The following is a 24,570-nucleotide window of genomic DNA, read 5'->3' on the forward strand; positions in this document are numbered from 1 at the left end:
GCCTATATCCGGGCCAGGCGGTCGAGAACGCGGTCGCCGAACCAGCCGAGGGTCAGTGCCGGCTGGCTGACGAAGCTGGGCCAGAATCGGCCGTCATGCCAGATGGTCTTGAGGTCGTCCGGCATGGGTGCGCCCGAAAGTCTGTCGGCGAGCAGGTTTCCGACGTACTGTGCCTGGGCGAAGCCATGTCCGTTGCACGCCAACGAATACAGCACGTTCGGCGCGGCCTCCCCGGCGACCGGCAGCCAAGCGGAGCTCATGCCGATCCAGCCGCCCCAGGCCCGTTGCGGTGCAACGTCGCTCAGGCCGGGGAACCGCTCGCGGAAGCCGCGCACGAGATCGTCGACGACGGGCCCCGAAGGCGTTCGCGCGTGCAGCGGCCCGTTGGTGGTCTCCAACCGCCGGGTACCGAAAACGATGGTGTTCCGCGGGGTTACGCGGTAGCTCTCCAAGATCATGTGTGCGGTCACCATGGGCGCGCGGCTGGTCCACCCGATGGCGTCCAGGCGTTCCGGGGCGACCGGCTCGGTTTCCACCAGTGAGGTCCACACCGGGGAGACCAGCCGGCGCGGCGCAATGGCGAAGTCCTTGAGGTTGGCGTTGGCAGTAAGCAACGCCTGCTTGGCGCGGACCCGGCCCTGCGCCGTCTCGACAGTCACCCCGGCACCGCCATCGGTGACGTTCCGCACCGGCGTGTGCTCGAAAACCCTTACCCCAGAGGCCAGGACCGCGTCGCGCAGTCCCATGGCGTACTTGCCGGGATTCAGGGTCCCCCCGATGCCTTCGCGCACGCCGCCCAGGAAGCCGTCCGGCAAGCCCGCGTCTCGTCCATCGACGAACTCGGCCGACGAGCCGGCCTCGGCCAGGATCTTCGCGTTTCGCCGCGACTTCCGCAGCTGGCCCTTCGACACCGCAGCCAGCACAATGCCGACCTTCTCGAAGTCACAGTCGATGGCGCGATGCTCGATGGCGTCCTGGGTGAATTCCACTGCCGCTTCGGCAAACTGGAACAGCGCGCGGACCTTGCTGCGGCTCAACAACAGTGCCAGCAACGATGGATCGGCGGCGATCGAGTTGGTCACATAGCCCGCGTTGCGCGAACTCGCGCCCCAGCCGCAGGTCTGCGCTTCGAGCAGAACGACGTCGGCGCCGGATTCGGCGAGGCGCAAGGCTGCCGTCATCCCACCGACGCCGCCCCCGACCACGGCGACATCACAGGTCACCTCGCCGGCGAGCGCCGGTTCGCCGACAGGCACAGGGGCCCAACCGGTTTCGGTCAGCAGGTTCATGCGGACACCACCTTGCGGGAGGTCACCGCAGTACTCGGGGTGACCACTGCCTCGACCACCTGGTGCAGTGGCGCCCCACCGGTGGCCGCCAGCGCGTGGTAGAAGGTCTCCGGGTCGGCCCAGTCCTCCGGCGCCAAAACCCCGGACCGCTCGCCCAATTGGTCGACCGCCAACAGTATGAACGCCGCGGTGGCCGAACCCGTGAGAGACGCCATGGTGGTCCACGGGGTACCGGGCCCGCTCACCGGTGCACGCCGCACCGAAACCACCTGCTGCCCATCGCGTTTGCCCGTCACCCGGACATAGTTGGTGCCCCGGAACGGCGGGTGTTTCTTTGCCGCCGACGTTGCCAGGAATCTCAGCACCTCGGCCACGCCGATCTCACCGCGACGGATGGTGCCCCAGAGCCCCGACAACGCGTACCGCCACACCTTGAGCGAACCGGTCTTGTCGGTCAGGAGGTCGTTGACGAAGTCGATGGCCTCGTCCATGGTGATGTTGTTGTCCTGCACGGCCACTGCGACGCCACGCATGATGCCGTTGGTGGGCGGCGGATCGAGGGCGCCCAGAACCCGAATCCGGTCGGCTCCCGGCCAGCGCCGCGGCAACGTCACCGCTTCTGGATGCGCACACTCGTAGAATCGGTAGGCGTCACCGAGTGAGTTGCCGACGTCGAACACATCGGTCTCCAGGAACGTCTGATGTTGCACTGCGCGCCCGTTCTCCCAGGTCCAGCACGGCCCGGCGAAACCGCGGATCGCGTGCTCGAGCACCGCCCGGCCGAACGGCACCGGCCCCTCATCGCCGGTCACCCAGCAGATGTCAATGCGCTCAACAACATCCATGTCGCGCGCCGCATCGGCGGTCATCACATTGGTGTACCCGGGCGATGCACCACAGCAGATGAGGATCGGGACACCGGCAGCCTTCGCGCGGTCATCGAGCGCCAGCGCTGCACGCGTGCTCGCCTCGTCGTCGTCGAGATCCAGATAGGGCACCTGCTTCTCGATGCATGCCTCCATCACCGGCTCCGCGGTGCGGTTGTACGGCCCCGCGCCGAGCACGACGAGGTCGGCGCCGTCGATCGCCCTGCGCAGCGCGCCACCGTCGAAGAGGTCGAACGAGCCGACCGTCACCGAGCCCGCAGGCAGCTTCGCCGCGAACTCATGCAGCAGTTCCGGCCGGATGTCGTAGAGCTCCAGCATCCAGTCGGCGTCGCCGGCCGCCTTGACGAACCGTTCGATGGCGACACGGCACATCTCACCGGCTGCCCCGATGAAAACAACTCGCTTTGTCCTGGTCATGACACCAGCTTGCGCCCCTAATTACGGTCTGTCAATGACGTTGTGTAATTAAATAGAGCTCGAACGCTCCACGAGCCTGACCAGGCGGTGGAAATCGGCGGCGAGAATCGCCCTGCCGTCAGGGTCGCGAGCCGGCCAGCCTCGAGCTGGTTGCGCCCGATGCATTCCAGAATCGCCGCCGCCACCTCGGTCAGCCAGTCAAACTGCAGCTGTCCTCGACCCGGCCCTTCGAAGCATCTCTGGGAATCTGGTCCCAAAGCGGTCCCGGCACGGTATCACCGCCAAGCAATCAAAAACCCACTCCGACGCTGGTCAGAGTGGGTTTTTCTGTGTCGGGGTGGCCAGTGAAATGGGCAAGAACGACGGTAGTTTTCTGCCGGAGCCGATTCGTCCGCGTCCGCGCAACCAATCGGGCCGGCGTATCCGTTGAAAAGTTAGTCGCGCCGCCGCCCCACACGCAGCAGCCAGTCGGGCCACGCCAACCCGTGGATGATCCTTTGCGTCCGAAAGTACTGGCGCGGAAGCGATGCCGTGTTGTAGGGCAGGCCGTACTTCTCGCACAGTTCCCGGACCCGGACACTCACTTCAGGCAACCGGTTACTCGGCAGATCAGGGAACAGGTGATGCTCGATCTGGTAGCACAGGTGCCCACCCGAAATCGCCAGCAGCGGGCTTGCGTTGAAGTTCGCCGTCCCGAGAATTTGTCGCAGATACCATTCGCCGCGAGTTTCGTCCTTGACCACAGCGGGGTCGAACGTCTCGGCTCCGTCGGGGATGTGCCCGCAAATGATGTTCACGTACACCCACAGGTTCCGGAGCACATTCGCAGTGGCATTGGCCGCCAGCGTGCGACGCCACCGGCGCAGGCTCAGCGCAGGGAAGAACACATAGTCCTTACCCAACTGGCGGGCGCCCTTGGCGAGAAACTTCCGCTTCTCCACCGCGACAGCGTCTGCCGTCTCGCCCCGGAGCCGCTCCGAGTGCAGGCCGTGCAGGGCGATGCCCCATTCGAACATCGCTGCCAGCACCAGGTTTCGCAGCGGAGTCAACAGATAGGCCCACCGCCACGGCTGGTCGGTCGTCACGCGTAGCAGTCGGTAGCCGATGTCCTCGTCCATGCCGAGCACGTTGCTGTAGACGTGATGCCGATAGTTGTGCGAGTACCGCCACTGCGCGGAATGCCCGACCATGTCCCACTCCCAGGTGTTGGAGTGGATTTCGGGGTCGTTCATCCAATCCCATTGGCCGTGGGAGATGTTGTGGCCGAGCTCCATGTTCTCGATGGACTTCGCGTACGCCAGAGCGCACGTGCCGGCCACCCAGCCAACCTTGGACCGGCTACCGGCGATCATCAGCCGCGCCGCGACATCGAGCGCCCGCTGGAAATGGATCACCCGCCGGATATAGGCCGCGTCCTTCGTCCCGAGCGACTCCTCGACGTCCCGGCGGATCACGTCGAGTTCGTAGCCGATCTCTTCGACGTCCTCACTGCTGAGGTGCATGTAGGCAGAGACATCGGCGATCGCCATCAAGGTGTCCTCGGGTGGGTGCGACAGTAAGACGGCGCCATCCAAGCCACCGCGAGGCCTTTGACCTGTACAAACTTTGTCGGGCTGACAGGATTTGAACCTGCGACCACTTGACCCCCAGTCAAGTGCGCTACCAAGCTGCGCCACAGCCCGCGGCGCTACCGGACGAACCGGCAACGGTTGGAAAGCCTACCTCAGACCTTCCGCCGGACCCTAAACGGGTCCGGCGGCGCGTCGACGGTCAGCGCTTGACGCCGCGCTTCTCCCGCACCCGCACATTGATCTTGATCGGGCTACCCTCGAAACCGAACTCTTCACGCAGCCGGCGCTCCAGGAACCGGCGGTAACCGGCCTCCAGGAAGCCCGTGGTGAACAGCACGAAGGTCGGCGGCCGCGAGGCCGCCTGCGTGGCGAACAGGATGCGTGGCTGCTTGCCACCGCGCACCGGCGGCGGCGTCGCGGCGACGATCTCCTTGAGGAACGCGTTGAGCCGTCCGGTCGAGATGCGCGCGTCCCACGATGCCAGCGCGGACTCCAGCGCCGGCACCAACTTCTGCACGGCCCGACCGGTTTTCGCGGAAATGTTGACGCGCGGCGCCCATTGCACCTGCACCAATTCGCGTTCGATCTCCTTGTCCAGCAAGTAGCGCCGGTCCTCATCGACCAGGTCCCACTTGTTGAACGCGATGACCAACGCGCGCCCGGCCTCGATCACCATCGACAGCACCCGCAGGTCCTGCTCGGACAGCGTCTGGGAGGCGTCGATCAGCATGACCGCGACTTCGGCGGCGTCGATCGCGCCGTGCGTGCGCACCGAGGCATAGAACTCATGACCGCTGGCCTGGCCGACCTTACGGCGCAGACCGGCCGTGTCGACGAAACGCCAAGTCTTGCCGTCCAATTCGATCAGCGAGTCGACCGGGTCCACGGTGGTACCGGCGACGTCATGCACGACGGATCGCTCGTCACCGGACAGCTTGTTCAGCAGCGAGCTCTTGCCGACGTTGGGCTTGCCGACCAGCGCGACGCGGCGCGGACCGCCTGTCCCGCCACTCATTTCGGACAGGGTCGGCAGCACCTCGAGCACCGCATCGAGCAGGTCGGCCACACCGCGTCCGTGCATCGCACTGATCGAATACGGCTGGCCCAGCCCCAGCGACCACAGCGCCGCGGCCTCGGACTCCACCTTCTCGTTGTCAACCTTGTTGGCCGCCAGGAACACCGGCTTGCCGGAGCGCTGCAGCCGCTTGGCCGCGGCCTCGTCGGCCGCGGTCGCTCCGACCACCGCGTCGACCACCAGGATGATCGCGTCGGCGGTGCGCATGGCGACGGTGGCCTGCTCGGCGACCAGCATCTGCAGACCCTTGGCGTCGGGTTCCCAGCCGCCGGTGTCCTGCACCACGAACCGGCGCCCGACCCATTGCGCGTCGTACGACACGCGGTCCCGAGTCACGCCGGGGATGTCCTGGACCACCGCTTCACGACGGCCCAGAATGCGGTTCACCAGAGTCGATTTGCCGACATTGGGCCGCCCGACGACGGCCACCACCGGGGGCGGTCCCGCGTACTCGTCGAGCTCGGCCTCGAATCCCTCCGCGCCGATCTCCCAGTCGCCTTCGTCGAACCAAACTCCGTCGTCGCTCATTGACGCACACCTACCTTCTGCTGCACGAGATCCAGCAGATGTGCCACCACACCAGCCTGGGTCATATCGCTGGAATCGACCACGACCGCATCATCGGCGGCCTGCAGCGGCGAAACCGCGCGGGTGGAGTCCAGATGGTCCCGGCGCTGCACATCGGCCAGCACCGCTTCGTAGTTGTCGCCCAAGCCATTTGCGACGTTCTGCGCATTGCGCCGACGGGCGCGCTCCTCGGCTGAGGCGGTCAGGAAGATCTTGAGATCGGCGTCCGGCTTCACCACGGTGCCGATGTCACGGCCCTCGACGACGACCGAGCCGGCCTCCGCGATGAGCTCACGCTGCCGCTGCACCAGCAGGGTCCGCACGGCCGGAATCGCCGACACGGCCGACACGGCAAGGGTGACCGCCTCACCGCGAATCTCGTCCGAAACGTCTTCGCCCGCAAGGTACGACGTGTCGTGGTCCGGGTCGAAGCTGACGGAGAAGTCGGTCTGCTCACACACCGAGACGACGGCATCGGCGTCGGCGGGGTCGATCCCCGCCCGTAGCACCGCCAGCGTCACGATCCGGTACATCGCCCCGGTGTTGATGTGGTTGGCACCGAGTGCGTGCGCCAAACCCGTTGACACCGAGGACTTTCCGGTACCCGCCGGACCGTCGATCGCAATGACGATGGCGCCGTTCACAGTTCCACCGCCTGGTACAGCTCGCCAACTTCCTTGCGCGTCAACGCCCGCAGGCTGTTGACCCGCTGCTCCCCCAGCGACACCGTGCCGATGTGCGTGCGCACCAGTTCCTTGACCGGGAACCCGACCTCGGCCATCAACCGACGCACGATGCGATTGCGCCCCTCGTGCAGAACGATTTTCACCAGAGTCTTGCCGGCGGCCATGTCGACCACCACGAATTCATCGACGTGGACAGGTCCGTCTTCCAGCTCCACGCCCTCGCGCATCTTCTTGCCCATCCCGCGCGGCACGGTGCCCTGCACGGTGGCGAGGTATGTCTTGGGCACCTCGTACCGCGGGTGCATCAAGCGGTGCGCCAGTTCACCGTCGTTGGTCAGCAGGATCAGTCCCTCGGTCTCGGCGTCGAGCCGGCCGACGTGGAAGAGCTTCTTGTTGCCACGCACCCGGTGCTCGACCAGATCACCGATGCACGGCCGGCCCTGATCGTCAGACATGGTGGAGTGCATGCCCTTTGGCTTGTTCAGCGCGAGGTACACCAAGTCCTCGTCGACGAGCACCCGGCTGCCGTCCACGCGGACCACCTGCCGATCGGGGTGAACGCGGGTACCGAGTTCGGTGACGATCTGGCCGTCGACCTCCACCCGGCCGTCCATGATCATCCGCTCGGCGACGCGCCGAGAGGCAACTCCCGCCTGCGACAGCACCTTCTGCAGTCGCACGCCTTCTTCGTTGGCCACCATGTCAGTCCCGATCTACGTCGAATTTGGCCGGCTCCGCCGGCGCAGGGGTTCCGCCGAGTTTGGCGAAACGCGGTTCCTCAGAGAGGGTTTCAGTGATGTCGTCGATGACGTCGACATCCGGCAACAGCGGGGCGAGTTCCGGCAGCTCGGCCAGCGAGTTGAGTCCGAGCCGCTCCAGGAAAAGCTCCGTGGTTGCGAAAGTTGTTGCACCACTATCGGAATCGGTACCGGCTTCGATGATCAGCCCGCGGGCGGCGAGGGTCCGCATCACGGCGTCGACGTTGACGCCACGCACCGCACTCACCCGGGCGCGGGTCACCGGCTGCCGATAGGCAACCACCGCGAGCGTCTCCAGCGCCGCTCGGGTCAGCTTCGACCGCGAGCCGTCGAGAATCAGTCGCTCGACATACGGCGCGTACCGGGCGCGGGTGTACATCCGCCAGCCGCCACCGGCTTCGCGCAGGTCGATGCCGCTGCCGCGCTCGGCCAGCTCCGCAGCCATCCGGCGCAGCTTGTCCTCAACCCGCTCGATCGGCTCGTCCAGTGCGGACGCCAGAGAATCCACCGGGGCCGGGGTGTCGACCACCAGAAGCAAGGCCTCCAGAGCCGAGCCCAGTTCGTCATCGGTGATCTCGGTGTCGAGTGCGTCACCTTCAGTGCCGGCGGCTTCGTCGGTCACACCGGCGACAGGGTCGACGTCCTCGCCCACGCTGCTATCCGCGGTAATCACCGCGTCGTTGTCTGTCATGAGTCTTCTTCCACCGCCGCTGCCAGATGCTCGTTCGTCGGCCGCTCCCCGGTCCACGAAACTTGCAGCACTCCAAGCGGTTCAATCTGCTCGAAGTTTACCGCCTTGGCACGGTAGAGCTCTAATAGCGCCAGGAACCGCCCGACGATCTCCATCCCGCCGTCGCAGTCGGCGACCAGTTCGGTGAACGACGCCCACTCCCCGACGCCGCGATTCTGCAGCAGGCCCATGAGTTTCATCGCCTGCTCGGGTACCGAAACCGCCTGCACGTGCAGGTGATCGACCCGCAGCGACGGCACCGGACGTGGCGTGAACGCGGTCGCCGCGATCTGCGCGAACCGATCGGCGTCGACGCCCAGCATCACCTCGGGCAGCAGCTCGGTGAACCGGTCCTCGAGAGTGACCGCGCGCGGGTAGCTGCGCATGGCCGCGGCTTCGAGTTCGGCGAACATCAAGGCGACGTGCTTGAACGCGCGGTACTGCAGCAGCCGCGCGAACAGCAGGTCGCGGACTTCCAGCAGCGCCAGGTCTTCCTCGTCGTGGACCTCGGCGGCGGGCAGCAGCCGGGCGGCCTTCAGATCCAGGAGCGTCGCCGCGACCACCAGAAACGCGGTCGTCTCGTCCAGCTCCAGCTGGCTGCCGATCTCCTTGGTGTACGCAATGAACTCATCGGTGACCCGGTGCAGCGCCACTTCGGTGACGTCCAACCGGTGCGCGAAGATCAGCTGCAGCAGCAGGTCGAACGGGCCCTCGAAGTTGGTGAGCTTGACCTGGAATCCGACCTTCTTCTCCTCCGGCTGGTCGGGCGCCGGATCCGCCGGCGCCGCGTCCCCGGCAACATCAGAGACGACGTCCGAAATCACGCGCCGAACCGGTCGATGACCTCAGACGCCAATGCCCGGTACGCCTGGGCACCACCGGATTTCGGGGCCCAGGTGGTGATCGGTTCGCCGGCGACGCTGGTCTCCGGGAAGCGCACGGTCCGGCTGATGACGGTGTCGAACACCAGATCGCCGAAGCGCTCCACGACGCGGGCCATGACCTCACGCGCGTTGACGGTGCGGTTGTCGTACCGGGTGATCAGGATGCCGCTGATATCGAGTTTGGGGTTCAGCCGGTCGCGGACCTTGTCGACGGTGTCGGTCAGCAACGCCAGGCCGCGCAGCGAGAAGAACTCGCATTCGGTCGGGATGATGACCCCGTCGGCGCAGGCCAGACCGTTGACCGTGAGCAGTCCCAGGGACGGCTGGCAGTCGATCAGCACGTAGTCGTAGCGGTCCAGCACGGGATACAGCGCGCGGGACAGCGTCTGCTCGCGGCCGACCTCGTTGACCAGCTGAATCTCGGCGGCGGACAGGTCGATATTGCTGGGCACCAGGTCCAGGCCCTTGACCCGGGTGTTGATCAGCACGTCGTCGATCGAGACCCGCGGTTCGATGAGCAGGTTGTGCACGGTGTGCTCGAGCTCGTAGTGCGGGACACCGAGACCGGCGGACAGCGCACCCTGCGGATCGAGGTCGACCAGCAGCACCCGGCGGCCGTATTCGGCCAGGCTGGCACCCAGATTGATGGTCGACGTGGTCTTACCGACGCCGCCCTTCTGGTTGCACATCGCGATGACCTTGGCCGGGCCGTGCACGCTCTTGGGTTTGGGCTCCGGGATGTATCGGGCGGGACGTCCGGTCAGACCGATCGCGGGTTCCGGATCTGCGGGCGTGGCCGAGCCATCGACATCAAGCGACAACGAAACCGGTTCCATCGGGCTCAGACCCCCCAAGCCTGTTGGGACGTCGGTCATGCGTCGCCGATCAGCGGCGTGACTCCCATAGCGAACATCCGGGCAAGTTTAACGGTGCCACGCCGCTGACGACGGCAGACCCGCTGTCCTAGTGTGTCAACTATGAGCTGGAAGCAGCGGTGGTCGTTCGTGCAGATGGCGCTGGGGATGCGCAAGTTCATCCAGACAGGACAATTCGGCGACGGCCGGGAGGCCGCTGCGGCAGCGTACGTGGAAGCAAATGCCCGCCCCGGCGACGTCGATGATGTCCTCGCGACCATCGACAAGTTCGCCCGTGAGCAGTCGATGCTGGTCAATGTCGGCGACGAAAAAGGACAACTCCTGGAGTCTGCGGTGACCCGCGCCAACCCCGAGCGAGTCCTGGAGCTGGGCACCTACTGTGGCTACAGCGCTCTCCTGATGGCCCGCACCGCCCCGGAAGCGCACATCTACACGGTGGAATTGTCGACGGACAACGCCGAGGTGGCGCGCCGCATCTGGACCCACGCCGGCGTCGCCGACCGGATCACCTGCGTGGTCGGCACCATCGGCGACGACGGCGCCACCCTGGACAAGCTGGCCGGTTACGGGTTCGGGCCGGGCAATCTCGATTTCATGTTCATCGACCACAACAAGGACGTCTACCTCGACGACCTCGAGTCGGTCATGAAGCGCGGCTGGCTGCGGCGCGGCGCCATCGCGGTCGCCGACAACGTGAAGGTGCCCGGTTCGCCCAAGTACCGGGCGTACATGAAAGAGCAGCAGGGCAAGACCTGGAACACCGTGGAGCACTCGACCCATGTCGAGTATCAGAACCTGCTGACCGACCTGGTGCTCGAATCGGACTACTTGGGCTGACTGCCGCCCAGCGGCCGGGCCGGACGCTGCCACGGCCACGAGCCGGTCATCTCGACCTGCAGCGAGAAGCTCAGGAAGGTCCGGATGGCGACAATGCCGGCCAGTACCGCGACGCTCTGCGCGGTCGGGGTGACGGCCACCGTCCGGATGATGTCGGCCGCGACCAGGAATTCGAGGCCGAGCAGGATCGAGCGGCCGAGCTGCCGACGGAATGCGTCGTAGGCGCCGCCCGCCGATCCGCCCTTGGTGCCGCGCAACCTGACAATCATTGCCGGCAGGGCGATCACGGCACCACCCACGATCACCGCGACACCGACAGCATCGATCACCTTGCCGGTCGTCTCGATGATCTCGTAGAAGGCCATCACCGGATGCTAACGCCGGCCGATCGTCATCCTTATCTGGCGCGCGGGTGCGCCCCGGCCCACACTTCGCGCAGCGCGCTGACCGTCACCAGGGTGTAGATCTGCGTCGTGGTGACCGACGCGTGGCCGAGCAATTCCTGCACGACGCGCACATCGGCGCCGCCTTCGAGCAGGTGCGTGGCGAACGAGTGGCGCAGCGTGTGTGGCGAGACCGCGGCGGTGATGCCGGCTCGCTCGGCCGAATCCTGCAGCACCTGCCAGGCGCTCTGCCGGGACAACCGGCCGCCGCGCGCATTGAGGAAGATCGCGGGCGTGCCCTTGCCGCGGCGCGCCAGGTCGGGACGGCCCCGCACCAGGTAGGCGTCCAGCGCCGTGACAGCGGGCCGGCCGATCGGCACCAGCCGCTGCTTGCCACCCTTGCCGTGCAGCATCACCGAACGCGACTCGGTATCGACGTCGTCGCGATCGAGGCCGACCGCCTCAGAAATGCGCGCTCCGGTCGAATACAGCAGTTCCAGCAGCGCGCGGTTGCGCAGGGTCAGCGGGTTGTCGGCGTCACTGTCGCCGCCCGCACCGTCCAGCAGGGCCAGCACGTCGTCGTAGCTGAGGCTCTTGGGCAGTCGTCTGCCCGGTGTCGGCGGTTTCACGCCGCGCGCGACGTCGATGTCGGTGAGGCCTTCGGCGGCAGCGAACTTGTGCAGCCCGCGCACCGCGATGACGGCCCGCGCGGCAGAGACCGACGACAACGCGACGACGCCGTTCTCCGGATCGCCCTGCCGCAGCGCGACCAGGAACTCGCTGACGTCGGTCTCGGTGACCGCGCCCAGATCGTCGATGCCGCGGCCGGCCAGGTGGGCGGTGTACCGCCGGATGTCACGCCGGTAGGAGCTCAGGGTGTTGGCCGCGACGCCCCGCTCGATGCTGAGGTGGTTCAGGTAGCCCTGGACCTGCTGTTCCAGTCGCGAACGGACCCCCGCAGGGGCGGAAGTGGCCGAAACCGCCCCGGTCATCAGTCCTGATCCCGCCGGGTGCGCAGCGCGGTCGGCCGGTCGATCCAGGGCGCGTCGAGCGGGCGCAGCTCGGCCGGCCGATGAGCGGCGGCCAGAATCCCGGCCACCGCAAGGGCATTGACGATCTCGCCGTCGAACACCATCCGCACCGCATCGGCCAGTGGAACCCGCTTGACCACCAGGTCGGCTTCCTCGTCGTGCGCGTCCGGACGGCCGATCTCGGTCAGCCCGGTCGCCAGGAAGATGCGCACACTCTCGTCGCTGAATCCGGGCGCCGAGTCGACGTCGATCAGCGGCTGCCAGTGTTCGGCGGCCAGGCCGGTTTCCTCTTCGAGTTCGCGGGCCGCGGTGAGGTGCGGCGGCTCGTCGCCCATGTCCAGCAGCCCGGCGGGCAGCTCCCACAGCCGCCGCCCGATCGGGTGCCGGTACTGGTACACGAGTACCAGGTTCCCGTCCTCGTCGAGCGCGACGATCGCGACCGCCCCGTAGTGCTCGACCACCTCACGGCGTGCCGAGCCACCACCGGGCATCGTGACCTCGTCGGCCCGCAGCGCGAAAATCTTTCCTACGTAAACAGTTTCGCTCGAAAGCGTGGCGAAATCGTGCTCAGCCACGGGATTCTTGCAGCTGCTCGGCGTCATCGTCCGAACCCTCCGCATGTGATCCGTTGCCGTGCACCTCCGAGTCGGCCTCTTCCAGCGGCAGCCGCTCGGCGGCCTTGTAGTCCAGCGACGCCCCGACGAACGCGGAGAACAGCGGATGCGGACGCGTCGGGCGGCTCTTGAGCTCCGGGTGCGCCTGGGTGCCGACCAGGAACGGGTGCAGGCTGGCGTCGTACTCGACGAACTCGACCAGCTGTCCGTCTGGCGAGGTGCCGGAGAACTTCAGCCCGCTCTCGGAAATGCGGTCGCGGTAGGCGTTGTTCACCTCGTAGCGGTGCCGGTGGCGTTCGGACACCTCGGTGGCGTCGTACGCCTTAGCCACGATCGAATCCGCCTGCAGCACGGCCGGGTAGGCACCGAGGCGCATGGTGCCGCCCAGGTCGGCCTCGCCGGCGACCGCGTCGCGCTGGTCGGCCATGGTGGCGATCACCGGGTCCGGCGTGTGCTCGTCGAACTCCGCCGAGTTGGCGCCGCTGATGCCCACGGACCGGGCGGCTTCGATGACGATGCACTGCAAGCCGAGGCACAGGCCCAGCAGCGGCAGCCGCTGGCGACGGGCGTAGCTGATCGCGCCGAGCTTGCCCTCGATACCGCGGATACCGAAGCCACCCGGGATCAGGACACCGTGCACGTCACCGAGCGCGGCAGCCGCACCCTGATCGGTCTCGCAGTCATCGGAGGCGACCCAGCGGATCTCGACCTTCGAGTGGTGGGCGAACCCACCGGCGCGCAGCGCCTCGGCCACCGAGAGGTAGGCGTCGGACAGGTCGATGTACTTGCCCACCAAGGCGATTCGCACCGTCTCCTTGGGCTCGTGCACCCGGCGCAGCAGGTCGTCCCACTCGGACCAGTCCACGTCGCGGAACGGCAGGTTGAGCCGGCGCACCACGTAGGCGTCCAGCTCCTCGCGGTGCAGCACCTTGGGGATGTCGTAGATGGACGGCGCATCCGGCGTCGAGATGACGCCGTCGATGTCCACGTCGCACATCAGCGCGATCTTGTTCTTCAGCGGCTCCGGTACGTCACGGTCGCAGCGCAGGATCAGCGCATCCGGGGTGATACCGATGCTGCGCAGCGCGGCCACCGAGTGCTGGGTGGGCTTGGTCTTCAGCTCGCCCGACGGCGCCAGGTACGGCACCAGCGACACGTGCAGGAAGAAGACGTTCTCCCGGCCGACGTCGTGGCGGACCTGGCGGGCCGCCTCGAGGAACGGCTGCGACTCGATATCGCCCACGGTGCCACCGATTTCGGTGATGACCACGTCGGGGCGCTTGCCCTTGGCGTCGGGCAGCGCCATCTCGAGGATGCGGCTCTTGATCTCGTCGGTGATGTGCGGGATCACCTGGACGGTGTCACCGAGGTAGTCGCCGCGGCGCTCCTTGGCGATGACCTCGGAGTACACCTGGCCGGTGGTGACGTTGGCCGAGCGGGACAAGTTGCGGTCCAGGAAGCGCTCGTAGTGGCCGATGTCCAGGTCGGTCTCGGCGCCGTCCTCGGTGACGAACACCTCGCCGTGCTGGAACGGGTTCATGGTGCCGGGATCGACGTTGAGGTACGGGTCCAGCTTCTGCATCGTCACGTGCAACCCACGCGCGGTGAGCAATTGGCCAAGACTGCTGGCGGTCAGACCCTTACCGAGCGAGGAAGCGACCCCGCCGCTGACAAAAATATGCTTCGTCGCGGCCTGTGGGTGCCTGCGTAGCGATGCCAAGAATGACCTCCGTGGTGATGGGGCACGGTAGCGGTCGAGCTACCTGGGGGCCTGCCGACCCACGGAATTTCACCCTATCACCGACCGGCGCGAGCCGAAGCTGACGCGCCGGTGATGGTCGCCACGGCTGGGCGGTTTACTGCAGGACGGTCACCGAGCTGGCACCGCGACCGATGCCGAGCTGCGCCGGATGACCGCCTGAGATGAGCTGCTGCAGCGCCAGGACGGCGGTGATGCGGCCGGCCTGGCTGTTGATGTCGTCGACGGTCCCGACCGCTCCGGACAGCCCGGCGTCAGAGCGCACCACTGCGACCGCCGCGGTACCCGAGGCGCAGCCGTCCCGGCCCGCCACCAGCGTGCCCGCACCGTGCGGCGCCAGGCCCGAGGCCAATCGGGCCACCGTGGCCCCGCGGTTACCGGCGTCGTCGCCCAGGGCGCCGCCGGTGACGATCAGTGCACTGTCGGCGACCCCGATGCGCTGGTTGCCGTAAGTGATGAACCCGGTGTCGCGCAGCGTGGCCAGCACGGTGTCGCGCTGCATGTCGTCGACGGGCAGCACCGCGGGGTTGCGGTCCCGCAGCAGGGTGATACCGAGCAGGTCGCCGGCCTGTGAACCCTGGTCGACGGTCCGGGTGCTGAGCTGACGCCCGGCCGGCACGATCGGCGAGTTCACCACCGACAGCAGCTTCTCCGAGGCATTGGCGTCCACGAACTGCTGAGTCAGGGCGATGGTCCCGGTGACCGAACCACCTGCGGCCGCAATCAGTTTCGTGGCCGCGTCGACGTCATCAGAGACGGCATCCGGGGTGCGGAACACCACGACCGACTTCCCCGCCAACGCGTCGCGCACCATCCGCGGCGACATCTGCGCATCGAACTCGCCTGCCGCACTGAGCTTCTGGTTCAGCGCGTTCTTGTCGTCGGTCAGGGTGTTGATCTGGTTCTGCAACTCGTGTTTGTCGTCACGCAATCCCGACAACAACGTGTTGGACAACAGGCCGGAACCGAGCATCACCCCGATGGCCAGCGCCAGGAACACCGCGGCCAGTGAGATCGCATGCGAGCGTAGGGAAATCATCGTGCGGCTAGCTCACCAGACCCTGAGCCCACAGCAGGAAGCGGTTCCAGTAGTCGGTCACCAGGTGCAGGACAGTGGCGTCGGCGCGCGCGACGTACAGCGCGACGATGACGGCCACCAGCATCGCCAGCACCAGCAGCGCGATGGCGCCACCGGAGACCCGGCTGCGGTACAGCGTCGCAACGGCTTTCGCATCGACCAGCTTCTCCCCCACCTTCAGGCGGGTCAGGAACGTCGACGGCGTGCTCGACTGCCGGGTGCGGTCGAAGAACTCTTCGATGTTGGCGCGGTGGCCGGCGGTGACGATCAGCGCGGCGCCGTGGTGGTCGACGAGCAGCAGCGCCAGGTCCGCAGCCGAGCCGGCGGCCGGGAAGGTCATGGCGCCCACGCCCAGATCCTGAATGCGCTCAAGGCCTTTGGCGTGACCGTCGGCGTCGGCCGGCAGCACCACCTGGGCGCCGGAGCGCAACACGTCGGCGCTCATCTCCTCGGGGTCGCCGACGATCAGCGCGGGCCGGTAGCCGGCCTTGCGCAGTACGTCCGCGCCGCCCCCGACGCCAACGAGCACCGGCTGGTACTCCTTGATGAACGGCTTGATGGCCTTGAGGTCGGCTTCGGCACTGGGGTCGTCGGTCACGACCACGACGTGGCGACGGGCCACGTCGACGTCGATGTCCGGGATGCCCATGCCGTCGATCAGCAGTGGGCTCTCGCTGCGGATGAACTCGATGGTGTTGCCGGCGAACGCCTCCAGGTGCGCGACGAGACCGCTCTTGGCCTCGTGCATCATCTCGTGGATCTGCTCGTCGCTGCGCTCGTTGCCGAGGACCAGGCGACGGTCGCCGTTGTAGATGCCGCCGTTGTGCAGCCGCACCTTGGCGCCGTCCTTGACCTTCTTGAAGACCTCGGGGCCGGTCTCATCGATCAACGTAACTCCGTTGGCGACAAGCACTTCCGGGCCCAGGTTCGGGTAACGGCCGGAGATGGACGACGATGCGTTCACCACTGCGGCGACCTCGGCCTCCACCAGCGCGTCGGCGGTGATGCGGTCGAGGTCCAGTGCATCGAGGATGACGATGTCCCCCGGACCGACGCGGCGCAGCAGTCGATCGATGTCGCGGTCAACGCGGGCGGTTCCAGTCACGCCCGGCTTCGGTCCGGCATTTCGGGTGAGCAGCGCTGCCATCTTCATGCGTCGATTCTGGCGATGAACCCTCAAGTAGAGGTGGAGGCGCGCCGTAACATCAGCCTCAGAAGTTTTCTTTTGTCACATCTGTAACAGCCAATTGGTCTCAATCTCGCTTCGCCGCGTAGTGCCGAGCAGCCTTGGCGCGGTTGCCACAGGTCGTCATCGAGTGCCAGCGCCGGGTGCCGTTCTTCGATGTGTCGTAGAACCACAGGACGCAATGCGGGTGCGCGCACTGCTTGATCCGCCCGGCCGACTCGGCCAGCAGTTGCAGCAGGTTGTCCGCGGCGAGCCAGCCGGGCAGCCACTCAGATCGCGGCACCTCCACGTCGTCCTGCGGCCCGGGGTCGGCGAGGAAGCGCCGGATACGACCGTGGTCCAGGACTGCGTTCAATTCATCAGCTGAACCGTCGGTGACCACCTGCAGAATCGCCTCGCGGGCACGCACCAATGCCGCCCGGGTTTTCTCGTCGGCGCCGCACCGGTCGTCGAGATCGTTGGCGACCAGCCAGCATCGGAGCCCCGCCACATCGGTCAGGAGATCCTGCGGCCCGTCCGCCGACATCCAGCGGGTGTTCAGCAGGTCCAGCGCGAGGGGTTCGCCGACATGCGGGCGCGGATCACGCATAGCTGAGATTAACCGCCTCTCCTGCATCGACAGCCTCCCGACAGTCCACTAACCATCTATTTCAATTTTGGTGGTTGACACCTTGCGCTACCGATTCTAACCTTCAAATGTCAGTTAACTAGTTACAACGGAGGAACCGATGACCACCGCCATCACACCCAAACTCGCCCCCGGACACGTCGGACTCAACGTCACCGACCTGTCCCGATCCGTCGACTTCTACCGCCGCGCTTTGGGTTTCGAACAGCTGGGCATCAGCGACGAGGGCGAGCACCGCTTCGCCTTCCTGGGTTCCGAGGGCACCCTGCGGCTGACCTTGTGGCAGCAGAGCGACGGCGCGTTCTCCACCCACAGCCCGGGTCTGCACCACCTGTCGTTCCAGGTCGACACCATCGAGCAGGTTCAGACCGTGGAGGCCGCGCTCAAGGAGCTGGGTGTGACCTTCGCCCACGACGGTGTGGTGGCGCACGGAGAAGGCGCGGCGTCGGGCGGCATCTTCTTCACCGACCCCGACGGCATCCGGCTGGAGATCTACGCACCGAATGGCGCGCAGACCGCACCGGCGCCGAGCGGCGCCGCCCCCACCTGCGGATTCTTCTGAGCCGCGCCATGAACGCCTACCACGCCGGTGAGCTGGCAGTGCAGCGGCGCATGGGACAGGCGGAGATCGCCGCCCGCGTCGGCCGGATGATCCGTACGGAGATTCCGGCCGCCGCGGCGGCCTTCCTGTCCGAGCAGCCGATGATCGTGCTCGCCGCGACCGACGACGCCGGCCGGGTGTGGGCCAGCCTGGTCACCGGCCCCGCCGGCTTCGTGCACGCCGAAGACGACCAAACCATCACGGTCGAGGCCCTCCCCGTCCCCGGCGACCCGCTGCACGATGTCCTGCGCCGGCCGGGCCGGCAGGTCGGCATGATCGCGATCGAACCGCAGACCCGACGCCGCATGCGGGTGAACGGCAGCGTCCAACCGGCCGCGACCGGACTGCGTATCCACCCCGACCAGGTGTACTCGAACTGCCCGAAATACATCGCGCGCAGGCACGTAGACGAGGTGGCCGACGTGGCATCTCCCGCGGTCGTTCGCCGCGCCGACGTGCTCGACGAACGGTTACAGCGGATCGTCGCGCGCGCCGACACGTTCTTCATCGGATCGGCCGATCCGGAGGGGAACGCCGACGCCTCGCACCGCGGCGGCAATCCGGGCTTCCTGCAGGTGCTTTCGCCGAACCGGCTGCGGTGGCCGGACTATCGCGGGAACTCGATGTTCATGACGCTGGGCAATATCAGCGCCAACCCGCGTTGCGGCTTGCTGATCCCGGACTGGGAGACCGGGACCACCCTCCAGCTCACCGGCACCGCCGAGATCGTGTGGGACGGCGGCGTCGCGGGCTCCCAATGTTCAGTGGAATTCACTGTCGATGAGGTGATCGAGCTGACCGACGTCAGCCCGCTGCGGTGGGGCCAGGCAGAGCTGTCACCCGCGAACCCTGACTGACTAGGGCGCGGCATGCTCCTGCTGGGCCGCCGCCAACAGCTCGCGGGCGTGCGCGCGGCCACTGTCGGTGTCGCCGAGTCCGGCCAGCATGCGGGCCAACTCGGCGACCCGGTCGTCGTCCTCCAGGCGGACCACGCGGCTCGACTTCGGGCCGCTCTCCACCACCAGGTGCACGTCACCGTAGGCGGCGACCTGCGGTAGGTGCGTCACCACGATGACCTGGTGTGTGCGGGCCAGCCGGGCCAGCCGCTTACCGATCTGCACGGCGGCGCGGCCACCGACACCGGCGTCGACTTCGTCGAACACCATGGTGGTGCCCATCGAATTCGCGCGCGATGCGACCAAAACGACCTCGAGAGCCAGCATCACGCGGGACAACTCACCGCCCGAGGCGCTCTTGGCCAGCGGCAGCACGTCCGAACCGCTGTGCGGCGTGAAACCGAACTCGACGGCGTCGACGCCATCATGGCCGGCGTGCACCGCGGTGCCGTCCGGCAAGGTCAGCGGTGCGCTGTCGTCGGCACGCGCCTCCAGTGGCGAGACCGCGATGCTGAAGCCGGCGCCGCCCATCGCCAGACCCGCCAGCTCGGTGGTCACCGCCTTGGCCAGGGACTTCGATGCCTTGGTTCGCGCCTTGGTGACCTCGGCGGCGGCCAGCACGACCTTGTCGTGCCGTTCGTCGACCTGCTTCTGCAGTTCAGCCAGGGCCCCTTCGGAGACGTCGAGCTGTGACAGCCGCTGCCGGGCGTCGGCGGCCCACTGCAGCACCCCGTCGATATCGGCGGCGTACTTGCGGGTGAGGTTGCGCAGCTCACCCTGGCGGGCCAATTTGGATTCCAAAGTGCTTGCGTCACTGGGCAACTCGGACAGGTAGTCACCGAGTTCACCGGACACGTCGCCGATCACCGCGAGCGCCTCGCTCAGCCGGTCGCCGAGGGCCCGTAGCACCGAGTCGTCCGTCGCCGACAACGCCGACTTGGCCTGCGCGGCGGAATCCAGTGCGGAGGCGGCGTCGTCCGACGGGCCGTCACCGAGTTCCCCGGACAGTGCCGCGCGTGCGGTCTGCGCCGCGTCGCGCAGCGCATCCAGTTCGGACAACCGGCGGATATCAGCCACCAGCGCGTCGTCCTCGCCCGCTTCCGGCGCGACGGCGTCGATCTCCCCCAGCCCGAACTGCAGCCGGTCGGCTTCCAACGCGAGGTCCCGCGCCCGGTTGCGCCGGTCGATCAAATCCCTACGTGCCGTGAGCCATTCGTCACGCAACTTGCGGTACTTGGCCAGCAGCCCGGTCACGTCGACGTAGCGGTCCAGCGCGCCGCGCTGCTCGTCGGGGCGCATCAGGCGCAGCTGATCGTTCTGTCCGTGCAGGGCGAGCAGTTCGGTGGTGAACGTCGCCAGCGACTTCGCCGGCACACTGCGGCCGCCCAGGTAGGCGCGCGACGGCCCGTCCTTGCTGACCGACCGCGCGGCGATGACGCTGCCGTCGTCGTCCCGGTCGGCGCCCGAGGCTTCCAGGATCCCGTCGACCCGCTCGGAGACCCCGTCACCGAGTTCTGTTGTGGTGAAACGCCCTTCGACCACCGCCCGAGCGGAGCCCGAGCGCACCCGGCTGGCATCGGCCCGCGCACCGCCCAGCAGATGCAGGCTCGTCACGACCATGGTCTTGCCAGTACCGGTTTCCCCGGTCAGCACAGTCAGGCCACGCCCGAATTCGGCAGTGGCCGCACTGATGGCGCCCAGCGCCTCGATGCGAATCTCGGTCAGCATTACTGGCCGCGCCACCCTTTCACCGGCAACCGGAATTTGCGCACCAGACGGTCAGAGAACGGGGCGCTGTCGAGACGAACCCATTTCAGGGACGTGTGACACCGGGTGACCTCCAGCCGGCCACCGGCCGGGACCACCATCTGGCGACGGCCGTCGCAGAACACCATGGCGTCATTGTTGCCCGATTCGACCTCGATCGCGATCGCAGCGTCCGGGCTGGTCACCATGGGACGGGCGAACAGCGCGTGAGCGTTGTTGGGTACCACCAGGATTGCTTCCAGGTCCGGCCACAGAATCGGGCCGCCGGCGGAGAAGGCATACGCCGTCGACCCGGTGGGGGCGGAGACCAGCACACCGTCGCAGCCGAACGCCGAGACCGGCCGGCCGTCGACCTCCAGCACCACACTCAGCACACCGAACCGGCTGCTCTTCTCCAGGCTGGCCTCGTTGAGGGCCCAGCCGCGCTGCACGATCTCGCCGTCGACGCGGACCCCGATGTCGAGCGTCATCCGCTCTTCGACGCGGTAGTCCTTGTCGATGATGCGCTCGAGGACGTGGTCGATGGCCTCGGCCTCGGCTTCCGCCAGGAAGCCGATGTGCCCCAGGTTCACCCCGACCACCGGGATTTCGGCATTGCGGGCCAGTTCAGCGGCCCGCAGGAAGGTGCCGTCGCCACCGAGCACCAGGACCAGTTCGCAGCCCTCGGCCGCGTGTTGGTCGGGATCGACGACCGTGATGTCGACTCCGAGTTCCCGCATGTGGTCCGGGGCCAGGTGCAGGGCACCGCGATCGACGGCCTCAGCTGCGAGCACGCGCAAGCCGATTCCGTTGTCCCCCAGTACCTTTTCCACCCGGGTCGCGGTCTCCGTGGCTTCGTTGCGCCCGGTGTGGATCACCAGCAAGACGGTGCGTTCGCGCGTCACTGCGGCCCCTCGGCGACAGCGCGGCCGACGGCGGCGACCAGCGCTTCACCCTCGAGCGGTTGATCAGTGGTGGCCCGCAGCCGCAGGAAGAATTCCACGTTGCCGGACGGGCCAGGCAGCGGACTGGCCGTGACGTCGACTGCGTACCAGCCGAGTTCAGCGGCCCGCCGCGCCACCGTCAACACGGCATCGGCGCGCAATTCTGGGTCGGAAACCACACCACCGGCTCCGACTCGATCCTTGCCCACCTCGAACTGCGGCTTCACCATGGGAACGATATCGGCTTGGGCCGACGCACATGCGGTCAGTGCCGGTAGGACGGTGGCCAGAGAGATGAACGACAGATCGGCCACCACCAGGTCGACCGGCCCGCCGATGGCCTCGGCCGTCAGCTCCCGCACGTTCGTCCGCTCCATGACGATGACCCGATCATCGGACCGCAATGACCAGGCCAACTGGCCATACCCGACATCGGCGGCGACGATCTCGCGCGCGCCACGGTCCAGCAGCACCTCGGTGAAACCCCCGGTGGAGGCCCCAGCGTCCAGGCAGCGCCGTCCCTCCGGCGATACGCCGAACGCATCGAGGGCACCGATCAGCTTGTGGGCACCGCGGGACACCCAACTGCGTTCGGCAGATTCGGCGACCAGGAGATTGGCCGCGGGCGTGACTGCGGTCGAGGCTTTCGACGCCCGCATCCCGTCGATGGTCACGCGGCCGGCCTCGATCAGTTCGGCAGCCTGTTGACGAGACCGGGCGAGCCCCCGGCGGACGAGTTCAGCATCAACACGTGCGCGTCGCGTCACGTGCGATCACCCCTTCTCGACCGATTCCAGGGCCCGGACCAGCAGATTGTGGGCGTGGTCCAAACCCGCCGCGACAGCTTCGAGGTCCGGGGTCTCGTCACCTTCACCGGACAGATCCGGGAGGTGGGACAGCAGGACCGCGATGTCTTCGCGGATCTGGTCAGGATCGGTACTCATAGCGATGTTCACGCTAGCGGATCGGTGCCGTCGAGCAGCGACCACTGATCCAATGCGGCGCGAGCCGTGTCGTCGGCGGCCGTGATCCGCACCCGGCCGTTGGCGGATGTGGCCCATACCGCGACTGCTGTGGCCCGGACCACCGACAGTGCGTCGTCGATGGGTTCGCCGGTGGCGTGCACAGTGACATCATCACCCGACGTCTCGACCCGCCACGCGGGGTGCGGTCCGATCCGCAGCACGTCCGCAGGAGTTGCGAGCGAGCGCAGATCCGGCGCCACATAATCGGGCCGCTCGGCGGGGATGGCGTGCACCATGTCGGCTGCGGTGTTCACGCCGGTCAGCACCATCAGGCTCGGCAGACCGGCGGCGTTGGCTCCCGAAATATCGGTGTCGAGCCGGTCCCCTACCACCAGTGGGGTCTCGTACCGGCCGCGGGCCAGGGCGTCGTTCATCAACGTCGGCTGCGGCTTGCCGGCGACCTGCGGCACCTGTTCGGTGGCGGTCTGCAGCGCAGCGACCATGGATCCGTTGCCCGGCAGCAGACCACGTTCCGACGGCAGCGTCTTGTCGACGTTGGCCGCCACCCACAGACCGCCGGCCCGGATGGTCAAGGCCGCTTCGGCGAGGTCAGCCCACCCGGTCTGCGGCGAATGTCCCTGCACCACAGCGACGGGATCGTCGGAGAATTGCCGCACGGGAAGCAGCCCGACGTTAGCGACCTCGGCCACCAGCGCATCGGTCCCGATGACCAGAACCTTCGCGCCCTGCGGAAGCTGCAGCGCCAACAGGTGTGCCGCACTCTGGGCGCTGGTCACCACATCGTCGGCATGCGCGGAGAAGCCGAGCGCGTCGAGGTGATCGGCCACCTCCGCCGGGCTTCGTGAGGCGTTGTTCGTGACGTAGAGCTTGCGGGACGTGACCGCGGCGAGCGCGTCGACAGCTCCTTCGGTGGCCTCATGGCCGCGAAAGACCGTGCCGTCGAGATCCAGGAGCAGACAGTCGTGCAGCAGTGTCAGCGTCGTCACGTCAGCCCAATTCGGCGGCGCGGTCCTCGGCATCGGTGACGCCTTCCAGGTCAGCGGCAGCCGCATGAAGGAACCACTGGAGTGCGTCATTCGTGCGGTCGAGGGCGAGCAGCGTCTCGGCGTACACATAGAACAGCCGCGCGGCGGTCTGGCCCGTGCGCGTGGAATCCAGCGGCGGGTTCGACAGCAGCGCCAGCGCTTGAGCCGGCTGCCCCAGGTCGCACCGCGCACCAGCCAGGACGATCTTCAGTTCGTCGGCGTCGTCACCGGTGAGCTGCTCTGCCTCAGGACTGCGGCCCAACTCGATGGCGCGCTCCGGACGGCCGACGCCGCGCTCACAGTCGGCGATCAGGGCAAGCAGCGGTGACTTGCTCCCCATCCGTCGCGCCGCGCGCAGCTCGGACAGGGCCTGCGCCCAGTCCCCGCAGTAATAGGCCGCGATGCCGACGGCTTCACGGATTGCGGCGATGCGCGAAGCACGAGCACGCGCGGCCCGCGCATGCTCAAGTGCTGCTTCAGGATCTTCTTCGATGAGATCGCCGGCCATGACCAGGTGCTTGGCCACATAGTCGGCAGTCGCCTTGTCGAGGGTCGTCAGCTCACGACGGACCTCGGGCGACAGCTGCTTGGCTTCGACATCATCGGGCAGCCTGGGACCAGCCGGCCGATCCGACGAAGACGCGGCATCACGGAACTGAGGTGGCCGGCCGTTCCGATCGGAGCCGGGTCGCCGGGGTGCCTGCGTGCGGTCACGCTGAGGCCGCTGTCCCCGCCGTGCGTCGCCGTCGTCTCTGCGCGAGGGGCGACGATCGTCGCCCTGCCTGTTGTCGACCACTGGAACCTTTCCCTACGAAATCTCAGGTCAGAATACGGCCCGACATGTCATTGGCCGAACTTTGCCCGCGAAACTCTCCATCCGCGCACCGGCGCCGAACCCATCGGCGGCCGGTCCGGGGCCTATTTCCGAGCCGAGAAATAGAAATTCCTCAAATAGAATCACCCCCCACATAAATGTGGGGGGTGATTCCTAATTTGTGTTCGGCGGTGTCCTACTTTTCCGCCCGTGCAGGGCAGTATCATCGGCGCTGGCAGGCTTAGCTTCCGGGTTCGGGATGGGACCGGGCGTTTCCCTGCCGCTGTTGCCGCCGTAACTCTA

General features: G+C 67.2%; 25 protein-coding genes, 1 tRNA gene and 1 rRNA gene. 3 read left to right on the forward strand and 24 right to left on the reverse strand.

The genetic code is table 11. The features are described 5' to 3' along the window. Positions 1 to 2 precede the first annotated feature (2 nt). From TL10_RS25300 to TL10_RS25345, 10 genes are all read right to left on the reverse strand, one after another. Positions 3 to 1,289 (reverse strand): NAD(P)/FAD-dependent oxidoreductase, encoded by a 1,287-nt coding sequence (locus TL10_RS25300; RefSeq protein ID WP_043987832.1) that lies wholly within the window; start codon positions 1,287 to 1,289, stop codon positions 3 to 5. Further along, positions 1,286 to 2,593, reverse strand: a complete 1,308-nt coding sequence (locus TL10_RS25305; protein WP_043987833.1) for a saccharopine dehydrogenase family protein — start codon at positions 2,591 to 2,593, stop codon at positions 1,286 to 1,288. Before TL10_RS25305 ends, TL10_RS25300 begins: the two co-directional genes overlap by 4 nt. Before the next feature lie 434 nt (positions 2,594 to 3,027). Then, entirely contained in the window at positions 3,028 to 4,122 is a 1,095-nt protein-coding gene (locus TL10_RS25310; protein ID WP_043987834.1) for a fatty acid desaturase family protein, read from the reverse strand. A gap of 79 nt (positions 4,123 to 4,201) precedes the next feature. After that, positions 4,202 to 4,275, reverse strand: a tRNA-Pro gene (locus TL10_RS25315). An 88-nt stretch (positions 4,276 to 4,363) separates the two neighbouring features. Beyond that, on the reverse strand, positions 4,364 to 5,767 hold the full coding sequence (der, locus tag TL10_RS25320; RefSeq protein ID WP_043987835.1) for a ribosome biogenesis GTPase Der: 1,404 nt from the start codon (positions 5,765 to 5,767) through the stop codon (positions 4,364 to 4,366). Then, positions 5,764 to 6,450 carry a (d)CMP kinase gene (gene cmk, locus TL10_RS25325; protein ID WP_043987836.1) on the reverse strand — a complete coding sequence of 229 codons (687 nt, stop codon included), beginning with the start codon at positions 6,448 to 6,450 and terminating at the stop codon, positions 5,764 to 5,766. Before cmk ends, der begins: the two co-directional genes overlap by 4 nt. After that, complete coding sequence (locus TL10_RS25330) at positions 6,447 to 7,193, reverse strand: pseudouridine synthase (RefSeq protein WP_043398729.1); 747 nt, start codon at positions 7,191 to 7,193, stop codon at positions 6,447 to 6,449. The genes cmk and TL10_RS25330 overlap by 4 nt, the downstream gene beginning before the upstream one ends. A gap of 1 nt (position 7,194) precedes the next feature. Continuing rightward, positions 7,195 to 7,941, reverse strand: coding sequence for an SMC-Scp complex subunit ScpB (gene scpB / locus TL10_RS25335; RefSeq protein ID WP_043398730.1), 747 nt, complete (start codon positions 7,939 to 7,941; stop codon positions 7,195 to 7,197). Beyond that, positions 7,938 to 8,804 carry a segregation/condensation protein A gene (locus tag TL10_RS25340; RefSeq protein WP_043398732.1) on the reverse strand — a complete coding sequence of 289 codons (867 nt, stop codon included), beginning with the start codon at positions 8,802 to 8,804 and terminating at the stop codon, positions 7,938 to 7,940. Before TL10_RS25340 ends, scpB begins: the two co-directional genes overlap by 4 nt. Next, a complete protein-coding gene (locus TL10_RS25345; protein ID WP_043987837.1) occupies positions 8,801 to 9,700 on the reverse strand; it encodes a ParA family protein in 900 nt (299 codons plus the stop codon). Before TL10_RS25345 ends, TL10_RS25340 begins: the two co-directional genes overlap by 4 nt. 141 nt (positions 9,701 to 9,841) lie before the next feature. Between TL10_RS25345 and TL10_RS25350 the strand changes: the two genes are divergently transcribed. Continuing rightward, entirely contained in the window at positions 9,842 to 10,576 is a 735-nt protein-coding gene (locus tag TL10_RS25350) for an O-methyltransferase (RefSeq protein ID WP_043987838.1), read from the forward strand. Here the strand turns inward: TL10_RS25350 and TL10_RS25355 are convergent. The 7 genes from TL10_RS25355 to TL10_RS25385 all read right to left on the reverse strand — a co-directional run bounded on the left by TL10_RS25355 (position 10,564) and on the right by TL10_RS25385 (position 17,216). Then, complete coding sequence (locus TL10_RS25355) at positions 10,564 to 10,941, reverse strand: DUF1622 domain-containing protein (RefSeq protein WP_043987839.1); 378 nt, start codon at positions 10,939 to 10,941, stop codon at positions 10,564 to 10,566. The two genes, TL10_RS25350 and TL10_RS25355, sit on opposite strands and share 13 nt — an antisense overlap. 32 nt (positions 10,942 to 10,973) lie before the next feature. Then, entirely contained in the window at positions 10,974 to 11,951 is a 978-nt protein-coding gene (gene xerD / locus TL10_RS25360) for a site-specific tyrosine recombinase XerD (protein WP_043987840.1), read from the reverse strand. Continuing rightward, the gene (locus tag TL10_RS25365; RefSeq protein WP_043987841.1) at positions 11,951 to 12,565 is read right to left on the reverse strand and encodes an NUDIX domain-containing protein; all 615 of its coding nucleotides are present in this window, start codon (positions 12,563 to 12,565) and stop codon (positions 11,951 to 11,953) included. Before TL10_RS25365 ends, xerD begins: the two co-directional genes overlap by 1 nt. Then, positions 12,558 to 14,324: a CTP synthase gene (locus tag TL10_RS25370; RefSeq protein ID WP_043987842.1), complete on the reverse strand. Its 1,767-nt coding sequence runs from the start codon at positions 14,322 to 14,324 to the stop codon at positions 12,558 to 12,560. Before TL10_RS25370 ends, TL10_RS25365 begins: the two co-directional genes overlap by 8 nt. A 136-nt stretch (positions 14,325 to 14,460) precedes the next feature. Beyond that, a complete protein-coding gene (locus TL10_RS25375) occupies positions 14,461 to 15,402 on the reverse strand; it encodes a copper transporter (RefSeq protein ID WP_043987843.1) in 942 nt (313 codons plus the stop codon). 7 nt (positions 15,403 to 15,409) lie between these two features. Then, the gene (steA, locus tag TL10_RS25380; RefSeq protein WP_043398752.1) at positions 15,410 to 16,594 is read right to left on the reverse strand and encodes a putative cytokinetic ring protein SteA; all 1,185 of its coding nucleotides are present in this window, start codon (positions 16,592 to 16,594) and stop codon (positions 15,410 to 15,412) included. A 100-nt stretch (positions 16,595 to 16,694) separates the two neighbouring features. After that, the gene (locus TL10_RS25385; RefSeq protein WP_043987844.1) at positions 16,695 to 17,216 is read right to left on the reverse strand and encodes a CGNR zinc finger domain-containing protein; all 522 of its coding nucleotides are present in this window, start codon (positions 17,214 to 17,216) and stop codon (positions 16,695 to 16,697) included. 139 nt (positions 17,217 to 17,355) lie between these two features. Between TL10_RS25385 and TL10_RS25390 the strand changes: the two genes are divergently transcribed. Together TL10_RS25390 and TL10_RS25395 are read left to right on the forward strand one after the other, a co-directional pair. Beyond that, complete coding sequence (locus TL10_RS25390; RefSeq protein WP_043987845.1) at positions 17,356 to 17,817, forward strand: VOC family protein; 462 nt, start codon at positions 17,356 to 17,358, stop codon at positions 17,815 to 17,817. Positions 17,818 to 17,825: 8 nt separating this feature from the next. After that, positions 17,826 to 18,713: a pyridoxamine 5'-phosphate oxidase family protein gene (locus TL10_RS25395; protein ID WP_043987846.1), complete on the forward strand. Its 888-nt coding sequence runs from the start codon at positions 17,826 to 17,828 to the stop codon at positions 18,711 to 18,713. On the opposite strand, the gene recN is transcribed toward TL10_RS25395, so the two are convergent. From recN to rrf, 7 genes are all read right to left on the reverse strand, one after another. After that, complete coding sequence (gene recN, locus TL10_RS25400) at positions 18,714 to 20,480, reverse strand: DNA repair protein RecN (RefSeq protein ID WP_043398763.1); 1,767 nt, start codon at positions 20,478 to 20,480, stop codon at positions 18,714 to 18,716. It abuts the gene before it with no gap. After that, positions 20,480 to 21,403 carry an NAD kinase gene (locus TL10_RS25405; RefSeq protein ID WP_043398765.1) on the reverse strand — a complete coding sequence of 308 codons (924 nt, stop codon included), beginning with the start codon at positions 21,401 to 21,403 and terminating at the stop codon, positions 20,480 to 20,482. Before TL10_RS25405 ends, recN begins: the two co-directional genes overlap by 1 nt. Then, on the reverse strand, positions 21,400 to 22,209 hold the full coding sequence (locus tag TL10_RS25410) for a TlyA family RNA methyltransferase (RefSeq protein ID WP_043398766.1): 810 nt from the start codon (positions 22,207 to 22,209) through the stop codon (positions 21,400 to 21,402). Before TL10_RS25410 ends, TL10_RS25405 begins: the two co-directional genes overlap by 4 nt. A gap of 6 nt (positions 22,210 to 22,215) precedes the next feature. Next, a complete protein-coding gene (locus tag TL10_RS31490) occupies positions 22,216 to 22,386 on the reverse strand; it encodes a hypothetical protein (protein ID WP_090562517.1) in 171 nt (56 codons plus the stop codon). An 8-nt stretch (positions 22,387 to 22,394) separates the two neighbouring features. After that, positions 22,395 to 23,447 carry an HAD-IIA family hydrolase gene (locus TL10_RS25420; RefSeq protein WP_043987850.1) on the reverse strand — a complete coding sequence of 351 codons (1,053 nt, stop codon included), beginning with the start codon at positions 23,445 to 23,447 and terminating at the stop codon, positions 22,395 to 22,397. Next, entirely contained in the window at positions 23,416 to 24,249 is an 834-nt protein-coding gene (locus tag TL10_RS25425; RefSeq protein WP_081936782.1) for a tetratricopeptide repeat protein, read from the reverse strand. The genes TL10_RS25420 and TL10_RS25425 overlap by 32 nt, the downstream gene beginning before the upstream one ends. Positions 24,250 to 24,450: 201 nt before the next feature. Next, positions 24,451 to 24,564: ribosomal RNA gene (gene rrf / locus TL10_RS25430) — 5S ribosomal RNA — on the reverse strand. Positions 24,565 to 24,570 lie beyond the last annotated feature (6 nt).

This window comes from Mycolicibacterium llatzerense (genome assembly GCF_000878195.1).
Taxonomy (GTDB): Bacteria; Actinomycetota; Actinomycetes; order Mycobacteriales; family Mycobacteriaceae; genus Mycobacterium; species Mycobacterium llatzerense.

Bases quoted from the DNA above. Each gene is read 5' to 3' on its own strand.
- TL10_RS25310 (WP_043987834.1), bottom strand. From the start codon at position 4,122: ATGGCGATCGCCGATGTCTCTGCCTACATGCACCTCAGCAGTGAGGAC.
- TL10_RS25390 (WP_043987845.1), top strand. From the start codon at position 17,356: ATGACCACCGCCATCACACCCAAACTCGCCCCCGGACACGTCGGACTC.
- TL10_RS25345 (WP_043987837.1), bottom strand. From the start codon at position 9,700: ATGGAACCGGTTTCGTTGTCGCTTGATGTCGATGGCTCGGCCACGCCC.
- TL10_RS25375 (WP_043987843.1), bottom strand. From the start codon at position 15,402: ATGATTTCCCTACGCTCGCATGCGATCTCACTGGCCGCGGTGTTCCTG.
- steA (WP_043398752.1), bottom strand. From the start codon at position 16,594: ATGAAGATGGCAGCGCTGCTCACCCGAAATGCCGGACCGAAGCCGGGC.
- TL10_RS25420 (WP_043987850.1), bottom strand. From the start codon at position 23,447: ATGCCGAGGACCGCGCCGCCGAATTGGGCTGACGTGACGACGCTGACA.
- TL10_RS25385 (WP_043987844.1), bottom strand. From the start codon at position 17,216: ATGCGTGATCCGCGCCCGCATGTCGGCGAACCCCTCGCGCTGGACCTG.
- TL10_RS25300 (WP_043987832.1), bottom strand. From the start codon at position 1,289: ATGAACCTGCTGACCGAAACCGGTTGGGCCCCTGTGCCTGTCGGCGAA.
- der (WP_043987835.1), bottom strand. From the start codon at position 5,767: ATGAGCGACGACGGAGTTTGGTTCGACGAAGGCGACTGGGAGATCGGC.
- recN (WP_043398763.1), bottom strand. From the start codon at position 20,480: ATGCTGACCGAGATTCGCATCGAGGCGCTGGGCGCCATCAGTGCGGCC.
- scpB (WP_043398730.1), bottom strand. From the start codon at position 7,941: ATGACAGACAACGACGCGGTGATTACCGCGGATAGCAGCGTGGGCGAG.
- xerD (WP_043987840.1), bottom strand. From the start codon at position 11,951: ATGACCGGGGCGGTTTCGGCCACTTCCGCCCCTGCGGGGGTCCGTTCG.
- TL10_RS31490 (WP_090562517.1), bottom strand. From the start codon at position 22,386: ATGAGTACCGATCCTGACCAGATCCGCGAAGACATCGCGGTCCTGCTG.
- TL10_RS25350 (WP_043987838.1), top strand. From the start codon at position 9,842: ATGAGCTGGAAGCAGCGGTGGTCGTTCGTGCAGATGGCGCTGGGGATG.
- TL10_RS25355 (WP_043987839.1), bottom strand. From the start codon at position 10,941: ATGGCCTTCTACGAGATCATCGAGACGACCGGCAAGGTGATCGATGCT.
- TL10_RS25305 (WP_043987833.1), bottom strand. From the start codon at position 2,593: ATGACCAGGACAAAGCGAGTTGTTTTCATCGGGGCAGCCGGTGAGATG.
- TL10_RS25395 (WP_043987846.1), top strand. From the start codon at position 17,826: ATGAACGCCTACCACGCCGGTGAGCTGGCAGTGCAGCGGCGCATGGGA.
- TL10_RS25330 (WP_043398729.1), bottom strand. From the start codon at position 7,193: ATGGTGGCCAACGAAGAAGGCGTGCGACTGCAGAAGGTGCTGTCGCAG.